The sequence below is a fragment of the Serratia sp. NGAS9 genome (assembly GCF_009905295.1).
Taxonomy (GTDB): Bacteria; Pseudomonadota; Gammaproteobacteria; order Enterobacterales; family Enterobacteriaceae; genus Serratia; species Serratia bockelmannii.
The window spans coordinates 514690-526996 of sequence record NZ_CP047605.1; the positions used below are offsets into that span (position 1 = coordinate 514690).

Annotated in this window: 10 protein-coding genes; 3 read left to right on the forward strand and 7 right to left on the reverse strand. The window is 57.3% G+C overall.

The window, feature by feature from the left end; all coding sequences use genetic code 11:
• Positions 1-183: 183 nt before the first annotated feature.
• The 4 genes from GUC32_RS02370 to pepA all read right to left on the reverse strand — a co-directional run bounded on the left by GUC32_RS02370 (position 184) and on the right by pepA (position 5822).
• The gene (locus tag GUC32_RS02370) at positions 184-687 is read right to left on the reverse strand and encodes a GNAT family N-acetyltransferase (RefSeq protein WP_004933360.1); all 504 of its coding nucleotides are present in this window, start codon (positions 685-687) and stop codon (positions 184-186) included.
• 200 nt (positions 688-887) lie between these two features.
• A complete protein-coding gene (locus tag GUC32_RS02375) occupies positions 888-3764 on the reverse strand; it encodes a valine--tRNA ligase (protein ID WP_060434043.1) in 2877 nt (958 codons plus the stop codon).
• A gap of 12 nt (positions 3765-3776) precedes the next feature.
• Positions 3777-4226, reverse strand: a complete 450-nt coding sequence (locus GUC32_RS02380; RefSeq protein WP_004933353.1) for a DNA polymerase III subunit chi — start codon at positions 4224-4226, stop codon at positions 3777-3779.
• Between the two features lie 84 nt (positions 4227-4310).
• Entirely contained in the window at positions 4311-5822 is a 1512-nt protein-coding gene (pepA, locus tag GUC32_RS02385; RefSeq protein ID WP_004933352.1) for a leucyl aminopeptidase, read from the reverse strand.
• A 282-nt stretch (positions 5823-6104) separates the two neighbouring features.
• Here pepA and lptF point away from each other — a divergent pair, with 282 nt between their 5' ends.
• Positions 6105-7199 (forward strand): LPS export ABC transporter permease LptF, encoded by a 1095-nt coding sequence (lptF, locus tag GUC32_RS02390; protein ID WP_044029829.1) that lies wholly within the window; start codon positions 6105-6107, stop codon positions 7197-7199.
• Positions 7199-8269 (forward strand): LPS export ABC transporter permease LptG, encoded by a 1071-nt coding sequence (gene lptG / locus GUC32_RS02395; RefSeq protein WP_019453290.1) that lies wholly within the window; start codon positions 7199-7201, stop codon positions 8267-8269. The genes lptF and lptG overlap by 1 nt, the downstream gene beginning before the upstream one ends.
• 61 nt (positions 8270-8330) lie before the next feature.
• Here the strand turns inward: lptG and GUC32_RS02400 are convergent, their stop codons facing one another.
• Positions 8331-9089 carry a DeoR/GlpR family DNA-binding transcription regulator gene (locus GUC32_RS02400; RefSeq protein WP_033636877.1) on the reverse strand — a complete coding sequence of 253 codons (759 nt, stop codon included), beginning with the start codon at positions 9087-9089 and terminating at the stop codon, positions 8331-8333.
• Between the two features lie 200 nt (positions 9090-9289).
• Here GUC32_RS02400 and GUC32_RS02405 point away from each other — a divergent pair, with 200 nt between their 5' ends.
• Positions 9290-10006 (forward strand): LuxR family transcriptional regulator, encoded by a 717-nt coding sequence (locus GUC32_RS02405; protein WP_033636878.1) that lies wholly within the window; start codon positions 9290-9292, stop codon positions 10004-10006.
• On the opposite strand, the gene GUC32_RS02410 is transcribed toward GUC32_RS02405, so the two are convergent.
• Positions 10007-10699 (reverse strand): acyl-homoserine-lactone synthase, encoded by a 693-nt coding sequence (locus tag GUC32_RS02410; RefSeq protein ID WP_080287126.1) that lies wholly within the window; start codon positions 10697-10699, stop codon positions 10007-10009. It abuts the gene before it with no gap.
• A 1214-nt stretch (positions 10700-11913) separates the two neighbouring features.
• Positions 11914-12306, reverse strand: a complete 393-nt coding sequence (locus GUC32_RS02415; RefSeq protein ID WP_158523823.1) for a VOC family protein — start codon at positions 12304-12306, stop codon at positions 11914-11916.
• Between the last annotated feature and the right edge of the window lies 1 nt (position 12307).

Consider the following 12307-nt stretch of genomic DNA (forward strand, 5'->3'; position numbering starts at 1 on the left):
GGGGGAAAAACGGTCAATTTGCGATCGTTAATTTATTAACGAACTTCACATTAAATTTACATCATGGTTTTTAACGTCAGTTTATCTGCTTGAAAAACGGCGTTATAGCGAGTTTTACTGATTGATTGCGATATTAATAAAATGGCGCAGCACGCTGCGCCATGATAGAGAGGCGGGGGACGATTACAGCGTTTTCAGCATGGTGACTTCGCAATCGACGTGGCCGGTGGCGCCCATCGCGTGGTCGATGTGTTCGAAGCCCAGGTGTTCGTACAGTGCGACGGCCTGCGTCAGGCTGGCGGTGGTCTCGAGGTAACAACAGCGGAAGCCGTGCTGGCGGGCGAAATCCAGCGCCTGCAGCGCCAGGCGTTTCGCCAACCCCTTGCCGCGCAACACCGGCAGGAAATACATCTTCTGCAATTCGCAAATATCGTCTGCGCCGCCCTGCAGCGGCGCGATGCCGCCGCCGCCGGCGACCTGGCCGTCCACCTCGATCACCCAGTAAGCGCTGCGCGGCAGGCTGTAGAGCTGATACAGGGCGTCCAGATTGGGATCGGAGACGGTATAGCCTTTATCCGCCGTCAGGCCGTGCTCGGCGGAGACTTCGCGAATGACGTGAGCAATGGCGGGATTGTCTTCCGCCGTGATGGGGCGCACCAGCAGGCGCGCCGGGGTTGCTGTTGTCATGTTTACACTCGCCATTGAAAGAGACCACGTTCGTTTTTCGTTTTTATCGCAGCACGAAACGCGCCGGGGATTATTTCCCGGCGGCGTCCCTGCAGCAGTAATATCTTGTAATAACATCTAACCCGGCCCGGATGCAACGGCGATAAAAAAACAGCGGGGAAGACCCCGCTGTTTTTCAGGCGTTGGCGTGAGCCAGTGGATTACAGCGCGGCGATGGTCGCCTGCTGTTCCTGCAGCTTCACTTTGCCTTCTTTGCAGGCCGCCAGACGATCGCGCTCTTTGGCGACCACCGCCTCCGGCGCGCGCGCCACGAAGCCTTCGTTCGCCAGTTTGCCTTCGATCGAAGCGATTTCCGCATCCAGCTTGCCCATCTCTTTGGCCAGACGCGCGATCTCGGCGTCCTTGTCGATGAAACCGGCCATCGGGATCAGCAGCTCGGCGCCGTCCACCAGCTTGGTGACGGAGACCGGGCCTTTCTCACCGGCCGGCAACAGCGCGATGGATTCCAGGCGCGCCAGACGGGCGATAAAGCTTTGGTTCTCCTGCACGCGGCGCTGGGCGTCGGCGCTGCAGTTGCGCAGCAGCACGTCGAGCGCTTTGCTTGGCGCGATGTTCATCTCGGCGCGGATGTTGCGCACGGCGATGATGGTTTGCTTGATCCACTCCAGATCGTTCAGCGCCTGCTCGTCTTCCAGCGCGGCGTCGTAGGCCGGGAACGGCTGTAGCATGATGGTGTCTGCGGTCGTGCCGGTCAGCGGCTTCACGCGCTGCCAGATGGTTTCGGTGATGAACGGAATGATCGGGTGCGCCAGGCGCAGCAGTGCTTCCAGCACGGTGATCAGCGTGTGGCGGGTGCCGCGCTGTTCCGCTTCGCTGCCGTTGCTCACCACCGGCTTGGTCAGCTCCAGATACCAGTCGCAGAACTGGTTCCAGGTGAATTCGTACAGGATGTTGGCCGCCAGATCGAAGCGGTAGGTATCCAGCGCTTCGCGGTAGGCTTTCACCGTGCGGTTGAATTCGGCCAGGATCCAGCGATCCGCCAGCGACAGCACTTTCTCGCCGCCGTTGAAGCCGCAGTCGTGCGCTTCGGTGTTCATCAACACGAAGCGGCTGGCGTTCCACAGCTTGTTACAGAAGTTGCGGTAGCCTTCCAGGCGCTTCATGTCCCAGTTGATGTCGCGGCCGGTCGAGGCCAGCGCCGCCAGGGTGAAGCGCAGGGCGTCGGTGCCGTGCGGCTCGATGCCGTTCGGGAACTGCTTCTCGGTGCGCTTGCGTATTTTCTCCGCCAGCTGCGGCTGCATCATGTTGCCGGTGCGTTTTTCCAGCAGATCTTCCAGCGAGATGCCGTCGACCATGTCCAGCGGGTCGATCACGTTGCCTTTCGACTTGGACATCTTCTGGCCTTCGTCGTCGCGGATAAGGCCGGTCATGTAGACGGTCTTGAACGGCACCTGCGGCTTGCCGTTTTCATCCTTGATGAAGTGCATGGTCAGCATGATCATGCGCGCGATCCAGAAGAAGATGATGTCGAAGCCGCTGACCATCACGCTGGTCGGGTGGAAGGTTTTCAGCGCCTCGGTCTGCTCCGGCCAGCCCAGGGTGGAGAAGGTCCACAGGCCGGACGAGAACCAGGTGTCCAGCACGTCTTCGTCCTGGGTCAGCACCACGTCGGCGCCCAGGTTGTTCTCGCTGCGCACTTCTTCTTCGCTGCGGCCCACGTAGACTTTGCCGTTCACGTCGTACCAGGCCGGGATGCGGTGGCCCCACCACAGCTGACGCGAGATGCACCAGTCCTGAATGTCGCGCATCCAGCTGAAATACATGTTTTCGTACTGCTTCGGCACGAACTGGATGTCGCCCTGTTCGACCGCTTCCACCGCCACTTTGGCCAGCGGCGCGGTGCGCACGTACCATTGGTCGGTCAGCATCGGCTCGATCACCACGCCGCCGCGGTCGCCGTAAGGCACCGTCAGGTCGTGCGGTTTGATCTCGTCCAGCAGGCCCAACTGATCGAAGGCGGCAACCACCGCTTTACGCGCGGCGAAGCGCTCCAGGCCGCGGAACTCGGCCGGGATCTCGTTGCAGTAGTCGGTGCAGACTTCGCCCAGGGTGTTGAACACTTCCGCTTCCTGACGGATGTCGCCGTCGAAGGTCAGAATGTTGATCATCGGCAGGCCGTGGCGTTTGCCGACTTCGTAGTCGTTGAAATCGTGCGCCGGGGTGATCTTCACGCAGCCGGTGCCTTTTTCCATATCGGCGTGTTCGTCGCCGACGATGCGGATGCGGCGGCCGACCAGTGGCAGAATGATCTCTTTGCCGATCAGGTCTTTATAGCGTGGATCTTCCGGGTTGACGGCCACGCCGGTATCGCCCAGCACGGTTTCCGGACGGGTGGTGGCGACCACCAGATAGTCTTTGCCCTCGGCGGTTTTCGCGCCGTCGGCCAGCGGGTAGCGCAGGTGCCACATGGAACCTTTGGACTCGCGGTTTTCCACTTCCAGATCGGAGATGGCGGTGCGCAGCTTCGGATCCCAGTTCACCAGGCGCTTGCCGCGGTAGATCAGGTCTTCTTTGTGCAGACGGACAAACACTTCGCGCACCGCGTTCGACAGGCCTTCGTCCATGGTGAAGCGCTCGCGCTCCCAGTCCACGGAGTTGCCCAGACGGCGCATCTGGCGGGTGATGGTGCCGCCGGATTCCGCCTTCCACTGCCAGATTTTGTCGATGAACGCGTCACGGCCGTAGTCGTGGCGGGTTTTGCCTTCTTCCGCGGCGATCTTGCGCTCCACCACCATCTGGGTGGCGATGCCGGCGTGGTCGGTGCCCGCCTGCCACAGGGTGTTTTTACCCTGCATGCGCTGATAGCGAATCATGGTGTCCATGATGGTCTGCTGGAACGCGTGGCCCATGTGCAGGCTGCCAGTGACGTTCGGCGGCGGGATCATGATGCAGAAGCTTTCCTGGCTGGTGTCGCCGTTCGGCTTGAAGTAACCCTGATTCTCCCAGTGATCGTACAGCTTCTGTTCGATCTGTTTTGGGTCGTATGCGGTGTCGAGCTGACTGTTTGTCTTTTCCATTCTTTATCGTATTCAGTGAGTTGGCGGCGTAGCCGTGGTCAAATGGAAGCCGACGCTGCGATAGGCCTTGTAACGGTCGCGCGCCAACTGTTTCAGAGTGTCTTCGTAAGGAACGAAGTCTACCACTTCATGGAAAGCGGTAGCAAAATCGGCAAACTGCGGCAGCAGGGCGATCAGCAGATCGCGCGGGGCGTTGCCGCGCTTGCCGGGCCAGCACAGTTCCACCGGCGCGCCGTAGTGCGGCCCTTCGCCGGCCAGGTTGTGCGGCACGAATTCATGCGGCTCGCGCTGCCACAGCGCTTCGTCCAGCCGCTGGGCCTGCTCCTGGCTCTCGCAGGCGATCAGCACCCGCTTGCCGGCGCGGAAGCCGTTGGCGGCAACGGCGCAGGCCACGGCCTCATGGGCGCTGAGCGCGCCTGACGGTTCCGCGTTGTCGAGCAAATAAAACGTCGCCTGTTTCATTAAGGATCCACCGCTGCCGATAAAAAAATGTAGGGGCACAGCATGCTGTGCCCCTTGGGATTATACCTGAATTACCGCTCAGATTTAATCGTCGCCGTTCAGACCTGCACGGTTGAGCAGGAACTGCGACAGCAGCGCCACCGGGCGGCCGGTCGCGCCCTTGGCTTTACCGGAGCGCCAGGCGGTGCCGGCGATATCCAGGTGTGCCCAGGTGTACTTGCGGGTGAAGCGCGACAGGAAGCAGGCGGCGGTGATGGCGCCACCAGGGCGGCCACCGATGTTCGCCATGTCGGCGAAGTTGGAGTCCAACTGCTCGTAGTACTCGTCGGCCATCGGCAGGCGCCAGGCGCGGTCGCCGGCCTGCTCGGAAGCGCCCAGCAGCTCGTGCGCCAGCGGGTTGTGGTTCGACATCAGGCCGGTGATGTGGTGGCCCAAGGCGATCACGCAGGCGCCGGTCAGGGTGGCGATGTCGATCACCAGCTCCGGTTCGAAGCGCTCGACGTAGGTCAGGGTGTCGCACAGCACCAGGCGGCCTTCGGCGTCGGTGTTGAGCACCTCGACGGTCTGGCCGGACATGGTGGTCAGCACGTCGCCCGGACGATACGCCCGGCCGCCCGGCATGTTTTCACAGCCGGCCAGCACGCCGATCACGTTCAGCGGCAGGTTCAGCTCCGCCACCACGCGCATCACGCCGTACACGGTCGCCGCGCCGCACATGTCGTATTTCATCTCGTCCATGCCGTCGGCCGGTTTGATCGAGATGCCGCCGGAGTCGAAGGTCAGCCCTTTGCCTACCAGCACGATCGGCTTAGCGTCCGGATTTGGGTTGCCCTTATATTCCATCACCGACATCAATGATTCGTTCTGCGAACCAGCGCCGACCGCCAGATAGGCGTTCATGCCCAGCTCTTTCATCTGCTGTTCGCCGATGACGCGGGTGGTGATGTTGGTGCTGAAGGCGTCCGCCAACTGACGGGCCTGCGAGGCCAGGTAGCCGGCGTTACAGATGTTCGGCGGCATGTTGCCGAGATCTTTGGCCGCCTTGATGCCGGAAGCCACCGCCAGGCCGTGCTGAATCGCGCGCTCGCCGCTGGTGAGCTCACGGCGGGTCGGCACGTTGAACACCATTTTGCGCAGCGGACGACGCGGCTCCACCTTGTTGCTTTTCAGCTGATCGAAGGTGTAGAGCGTCTCTTTGGCGGTTTCTACCGCCTGACGCACTTTCCAGTAGGTGTTGCGGCCTTTCACGTGCAGTTCGGTCAGGAAGCAGACCGCTTCCATCGAGCCGGTGTCGTTGAGGGTATTGATGGTTTTCTGGATCACCTGCTTGTATTGGCGCTCATCGAGCTCGCGCTCTTTGCCGCAGCCGATCAGCAGGATGCGCTCGGAGAGAATGTTGGGCACATGGTGCAGTAGCAGCGTCTGCCCGACCTTGCCTTCCAGTTCGCCACGGCGCAGCAATGCGCTGATATAACCATCACTGATTTTGTCGAGTTGTTCTGCGATAGGGGACAGGCGGCGCGGTTCGAAAACGCCGACTACAATACAGGCACTGCGCTGTTTTTCCGGGCTACCGCTTTTTACACTGAACTCCATGCACTCTCCTGAATCTTAAAGACAAAGGCGGACGCTACGGCTAGAATAACCGACTCCGTAACGATCTCCTGCCATTTGAGTTAACGGATTATGTTAACCTGAACGGCATAAATTGCTCTGTTTTGGCGACTATAAGCAAGTTCCTATAGGACACCCAAACGGCTTGATGTTGTAATACTATTTTAGCTGTGAAGGTTGCCATATGATGAGAATAAATGGCGGATTAACGATGAAATTATCGATTTTCCTGCAAAAAGACAAGTTTTCACAGGCGTAATAAGCGTGATCATCATAAGATATCTGGTACGGGAAACGCTCAAGAGCCAAATCGCCATCCTGTTCATCCTGCTTCTGATCTTCTTTTGTCAGAACCTGGTCAGGGTGTTGGGCGACGCGGTGGACGGCAATATCCCGACAAACTTAGTACTTTCTCTGCTCGCTCTGGGCGTGCCGAAAATGGCGCAGCTCATCCTGCCTTTGAGCCTGTTTCTCGGCTTGCTGATGACGCTTGGGCGGTTGTATACCGAGAGCGAAATCACCGTCATGCACGCCTGTGGGCTGGGCAAACGCACCCTGATTATCGCCGCCATGATCCTGGCGCTGCTCACCTCTGCGGTCGCGGCGGTGAACGTGTTTTGGGCCGGCCCCTGGGCCTCGCGCTATCAGGACGTGGTGGTGAACGAAGCCAAGGCCAACCCGAGCATCGCCGGGCTGGCGGAAGGGCAGTTCAAGCCCTCGCAGGACGGCAACGCGGTGCTGTTTATCGGCAACGTGAAGGGCAGCACCTTCAACGACGTGTTCCTGGCGCAGCTGCGGCCGAACGGCAACCAACGCCCGTCGGTAGTGGTGGCCGAGCACGGCAACATCGTGCAGCAGAAAGACGGCTCGCAGGTGGTGACGCTCGACAAGGGCACCCGCTTTGAAGGCACCGCGCTGCTGCGCGACTTCCGCATTACCGACTTCACCGACTACAAGGCGGTGATTGGCCACCGCACCGTGGCGGCGGACAACACCGAATCCGAACAGATGTCGATGCAGACGCTGTGGGAATCCGACGATCCGGACGCGCGCGCCGAATTCCACTGGCGCCTGACGCTGGTGGTGTCGGTGGCGCTGATGGCGCTGCTGGTGGTGCCGCTCAGCGTGGTGAACCCGCGCCAGGGCCGCGTGCTGAGCATGCTGCCGGCCATCCTGCTGTATCTGATCTTCTTCCTGCTGCAGACCTCGCTGCGCTCCAACGCCGGCAAGGGCAAGCTGGATCCGATGCTGTGGCTGTGGCTGGTTAACGGCGTTTACTTCGCGATCGCGCTGGCGCTGAACCTGTGGGATACCGTGCCGATGCGCAAGCTGCGCGCACGCCTGAGAGGAGCGGCCTGATGTTTGGCGTATTAGACCGGTATATCGGTAAAACGATTTTCAACACCATCATCATGACGCTGTTCATGCTGGTGTCGCTGTCCGGCATCATCAAGTTCGTCGATCAGCTGCGCAAGGTCGGCCAGGGCGAGTACACCGCGCTGAGCGCCGGCATGTACACCCTGCTGAGCGTGCCGAAAGACATCGAGATCTTTTTCCCGATGGCGGCGCTGCTTGGCGCGCTGCTCGGCCTGGGCCAACTGGCGACGCGCAGCGAACTGGTGGTGATGCAGGCTTCCGGCTTTACCCGCCTGCAGATCGCCGGCTCGGTGATGAAAACCGCCATTCCGCTGGTGCTGCTGACCATGGCGATCGGCGAGTGGGTAGCGCCGCAGGGCGAGCAGATGGCGCGCAACTACCGCGCCCAGCAGATGTACGGCGGCTCGCTGCTCTCCACCAAGAGCGGGCTGTGGGCGAAGGACGGCAATGACTTCATCTACATCGAGCGCGTCTCCGGCGATAAAGAACTCTCCGGTGTGAACATCTACCACTTCAACGATCAGCGTCGCCTGGAAACGGTGCGCTATGCCGCTACCGCCAGCTTCGAGAACGGCCTGTGGCAGCTTTCGCAGGTGGACACCTCGGATCTGACCAACCCGAAACAGGTGACCGGCACCCAGACGCTGACCGGCGAATGGAAAACTAACCTAACCCCGGACAAGCTGGGCGTGGTGGCGCTGGATCCGGATTCGCTCTCTATCAGTGGGCTGCACAACTACGTGAAGTACCTGAAGCAGAGCGGCCAGGAATCCAACCGTTACCAGCTCAACATGTGGAGCAAAATCTTCTCGCCGCTGTCGGTGGCGGTGATGATGCTGATGGCGCTGTCGTTCATCTTCGGCCCGCTGCGCAGCGTGCCGATGGGTATCCGCGTGGTGACCGGCATCAGCTTCGGCTTCCTGTTCTACGTGCTGGATCAGATCTTCGGCCCGCTGAGCATGGTCTACAGCATGCCGCCGGTGCTGGGCGCGCTGCTGCCGAGCATGCTGTTCCTGCTGATCAGCGTGTATATGCTGCTCAAACGCAAGTAGCGGGGCGATCGGTAGTGAAGAAAGGCGTGGCCATGGGGCCGCGCCTTTTTTGTTGGGAGGATTAGCTGACGCTCAGCAGCGCGATGCCGGCATCCTGATAGGCCTGCGCATCTTCCGGCAGGCGATCCAGCACCAGGGTATCGATCTGTGCAGGGGAGGCGAACTGCGCCAGCGAGGTGTTGCTCAGCTTGGAGTGATCGCACACTACGATCACTTGATTGGCATGCTCCACCATCGCGCGCTTGGTTTCGGCCAGCATGATGTCGGCCACACAGGCGCCTTGTTTCAGCGACAATGCGTTGGCACCCATAAACGCCTTGTCGATGTTCAGCGTATCAAGCAGCGAACGGCCGTTGATGGCGACCGCGCAGTGATAACCCTTTTTGACGATGCCACCCAGCAGGATGATCTGGATCGATTCGACGTCTTCCAGACTCTTGGCGATCATGAAATCGTTGGTGACCACGGTCAGATTGCGGCGCTGGCGCAGATGGCGGGCGATCTGCAGGGTGGTGGTGCCGGTATCCAATACGATGATGTCGCCGTCTTCCACCAGGCCGGCGGCCAATTGACCGATTTGCTCCTTGGCACTGAGGTTCACCTCTTCACGCTGATCGGAGCCGACCTCGAAGCTGGCGCGGGTGCGCAGAATGGCGCCGCCGTGGGTGCGTGTCAGCATACCGGCGTCTTCCAGAATGCGCAGATCGGTGCGGATGGTGGCGCCGGAGACGTTAAAGCGCGAGCTCATTTCCCCCACGGAGAGCTTGCGCTTCTCCTTGAGAATGGCGAGGAGTTTTTCCTGGCGCTCTTCTGCGAACATGCTCACTCATTCACTCCTGACAGGCACAATGGACGTGCGGCTAATATACCCCGCGTATCGGCGGCAGGCAAAGCGCTTGCCGGCCACCGAGGGCAATATTCCACCGGGCATTATCCGTGCAAGATGTGAAGATTACGGCGCGTCGATCCTTTTTGGTATAGTCTACCCAGCAGCGTATTGGGTAGCGGGGCAGGCAGTTAATGGAATATGAAGAGAATATCAGTCACATTATCAGCAAGCATCTGGAAGCGGCATTAGGCGATTTCGGCGAGCTTATCTGGGCCTACGTGGTGTTATCCAAGAAAGATATGTCATGTATCTTTGGCGTCACCAATTATCCCGGTGAATGGGTAAAGCAATATAAAGAGCAAGGGCTACAATATACCGATCCGGTAGTCATTACGGCGCTCAATCGCCTGACGCCTTTTGCCTGGGATGAAAATCTGATGGCCGGTGCCGGCTTCCGCTTTTCTGAGTTGTTCGAGCAAGCACGCGAATTCGGCGTAGCCGACGGCTATACCTTCGTGTTGCATGATTTTAATAATAATCTGGTGACCCTTTCCTTTACCCTCGCTGCCGAGCGCAAGGCGGAAACCATGCAGATGCTGAATCAGCATAAAGGCGATATTTCGTTGCTGCTGGCATCGACCCATGAGATGTATTTGACGCTGACTTCACTGTCCGAAAAAAACACCGCGCGCCAGGAAAAAAACGCCCGTTTTACCGAGAGAGAAAACGAGATCCTCTATTGGGCCAGCGTAGGGAAAACCTACCAGGAAATGGGTATGATCCTGGGGATCAAAACTTGCACCATCAAGTTTCATATGGGGAACATTGTCAAAAAGCTGGGGGTGGCGAATGCCCGGCATGCTATCCGTTTAGGGATGGAACTTCAGCTGATTAAACCGGTGGGGTGATTAGAATGCAGGTTCGTCGCTCAACGGCCAGGCGTTTAGCATGTGCTCGTCTTGCGTATTCAACTTTTTGAATATTTTGTTTTTTAATGCCTCCTGGCTCTGACGATCAACGTGGCCCAACAGCAAATGAACGGGCTCGTTCTTTTCCGATATGCCTGTCTTCAGCAGCGTGACGTTCCAGCCGGAGCTTTTGATGATATGCAACATCGGATGGCTGGAGACGGCCAGTATGCCGTCATAGCCGTGTTGCCGCGCATAGTTGATCAGCGACAAGAACAGCGCCAGAGTCACAGGGAACCGGCGACCCAGCAGTGACTGGGTTCTTTCTTTATCAACGAAAAAGCGTGTGGATTCGATGAAATTCCCTTCTGGAATGACGATGTCATGAAAGAAAGAGGAAAATGCGCTGTTGAGCATATTCTTGTGTTTCATATCAATCATCCTGGTACCACAAACTATCATGTTGTCCTTTACGCCAAATATATAGTTTGTCTTATCATTATCAAACTCATCCAGCTCCTTGCCGTCTGAACAGTTCACGGCCCATTGCAGCCTGTCTTTAAAGACATTTTTCCTTAAAACATAAAGATCTGCTGATTTTTCGGTGCTCATTGATGCGTAGTTGGTGCTGTAAATATTAAACATAATGTTACCTTTGAATAAATTAAGAGAAATAACTTTATCCAGTAACATCAGCGAAGTTTCACTACGAGCATGCCGGTGCGTGAGAATGATAAGGCTTTTTAAGCGATCGGCGCTAACCTTATTATGCCGTGCCGCGAGGCAGTTTCAGGGCAATGGCACAGTGAACACAGCAGGCCGGCGAAATTGAACGGCCTGGCCGATTAAAGACAGGAGAGGATTCCAGAATTGCTATCATGGGCTGCCCGGCCTTGTCTGCCATGGCGAAATATTAACTGGTGATTTTATAATGAATGGTGTCTTAATTATTTTAATAGTGAATTGGTGATATTTTCCTACTGAAGATTTGCCTATAAGGCATGACTTCGTCGTCCCGCAGAGGAATAAGCGTGAAAATGGCGGCCAGTGTGATTTTTACAGTATGTCCTCGGACCTGTACTCCTGCGTGACCAAGTCCGCTCTTAAAAAATATCTGATAGAGATCACATTATTGTAATGACAGGAACGGTGCTATTTCGTGATGGTTCTGCGGGTATGTTGGGCTGCTGGGTGAAATGAGCAATGTGTGGTGGTCTTGATAGAACGCCGTGGCGGCTGAGATACAGAGCGAAAAATAGTGCTAGCACCCGATTTCCGCTATGTGAAATAATAACCCAACTGAACTGATGAAGGTCTAGTAGGGTACTATACTTTAGTCTAACTAGCTTCTAACTCCCTAAGGCGATACACTTTTCTAGTCAATTTTTGATGAAAAAAACATAAAAAAAACCTGACCTCGTAGGGTCAGGCTGCCAAGATCGGCCAACACCAGGGAAAATTTTCTTACACCATCTTAAAGCTATCAACTCAGCAGAGGCAAGTGTTCTCTGCTGGTTTTTAGCTCTGGGTTGCTGTTTTGTTACGTATGCACGCTATTTTCTGTTGGTTCTAGATAAAATCCCATATCAAGAAATAACATCTCTCCCCTGACAACCCCGTTCCCATTGACTTATTCCAGTTATGACTGCCGTAGATGAAAAAATAGTGTTGTCGAAATGTTGTGCAAACATATTTTTTATTGGCTGAATTATTGTGATGCAATTATTTTCAGCATTGTTATCCCGGTTCGGGATTATTTGGCATCGTTTACATAGATCGGGGGAGTAACAAGCATAACCCGACAAGCGGCGAGCCAAGGTTATAAAGACGCGTGAGCTGACAAAAAAGCGAATGAGGCCCGATGGCTTATAACAGCCATCGGGCCTTGTGCTATGTGGGAAGAAACATTACAACGGTTGGCTGAACTCCACTCGTTCGCCGTCCGGCCCGGCGATCATCAGATAGCGCACGCCGTTGGCGCCGCTGGGCTGCAGCGTCGGCCCTTCAATCACCGGATACCCCAGCTCCGCCAGCCAACGCTGCGTGGCCGCCAGATCGATGACCCGCAAAGCGATGTGGTCGATACCATAGGTGCTGGCGGGGCGAGTCAGCCCTTCGGCGGGTAGCTGGTATAACTCCAGCGTTAACTCACCCAACTGCAAAAACTGTACGGCGACGGGGCCGCTGAGCGCCAGCGTTTGCCGGGGTTCGAAACCGAGTGAACGATAGAAGCCGGCGGCTCGTTCGATATCGGCGCAGCGCAAACCGACGTGCATCAGCCCGTTAATTCGGTGTGCCATA

What these genes read in the sequence shown, in the direction of transcription:
- GUC32_RS02375 (WP_060434043.1), bottom strand. Translation starts at nt 3,764, where the DNA reads ATGGAAAAGACAAACAGTCAGCTCGACACCGCATACGACCCAAAACAG.
- GUC32_RS02405 (WP_033636878.1), top strand. Translation starts at nt 9,290, where the DNA reads ATGGAATATGAAGAGAATATCAGTCACATTATCAGCAAGCATCTGGAA.
- GUC32_RS02410 (WP_080287126.1), bottom strand. Translation starts at nt 10,699, where the DNA reads ATGTTACTGGATAAAGTTATTTCTCTTAATTTATTCAAAGGTAACATT.
- lptG (WP_019453290.1), top strand. Translation starts at nt 7,199, where the DNA reads ATGTTTGGCGTATTAGACCGGTATATCGGTAAAACGATTTTCAACACC.
- GUC32_RS02370 (WP_004933360.1), bottom strand. Translation starts at nt 687, where the DNA reads ATGACAACAGCAACCCCGGCGCGCCTGCTGGTGCGCCCCATCACGGCG.
- GUC32_RS02415 (WP_158523823.1), bottom strand. Translation starts at nt 12,306, where the DNA reads ATGGCACACCGAATTAACGGGCTGATGCACGTCGGTTTGCGCTGCGCC.
- pepA (WP_004933352.1), bottom strand. Translation starts at nt 5,822, where the DNA reads ATGGAGTTCAGTGTAAAAAGCGGTAGCCCGGAAAAACAGCGCAGTGCC.
- GUC32_RS02400 (WP_033636877.1), bottom strand. Translation starts at nt 9,089, where the DNA reads ATGTTCGCAGAAGAGCGCCAGGAAAAACTCCTCGCCATTCTCAAGGAG.
- GUC32_RS02380 (WP_004933353.1), bottom strand. Translation starts at nt 4,226, where the DNA reads ATGAAACAGGCGACGTTTTATTTGCTCGACAACGCGGAACCGTCAGGC.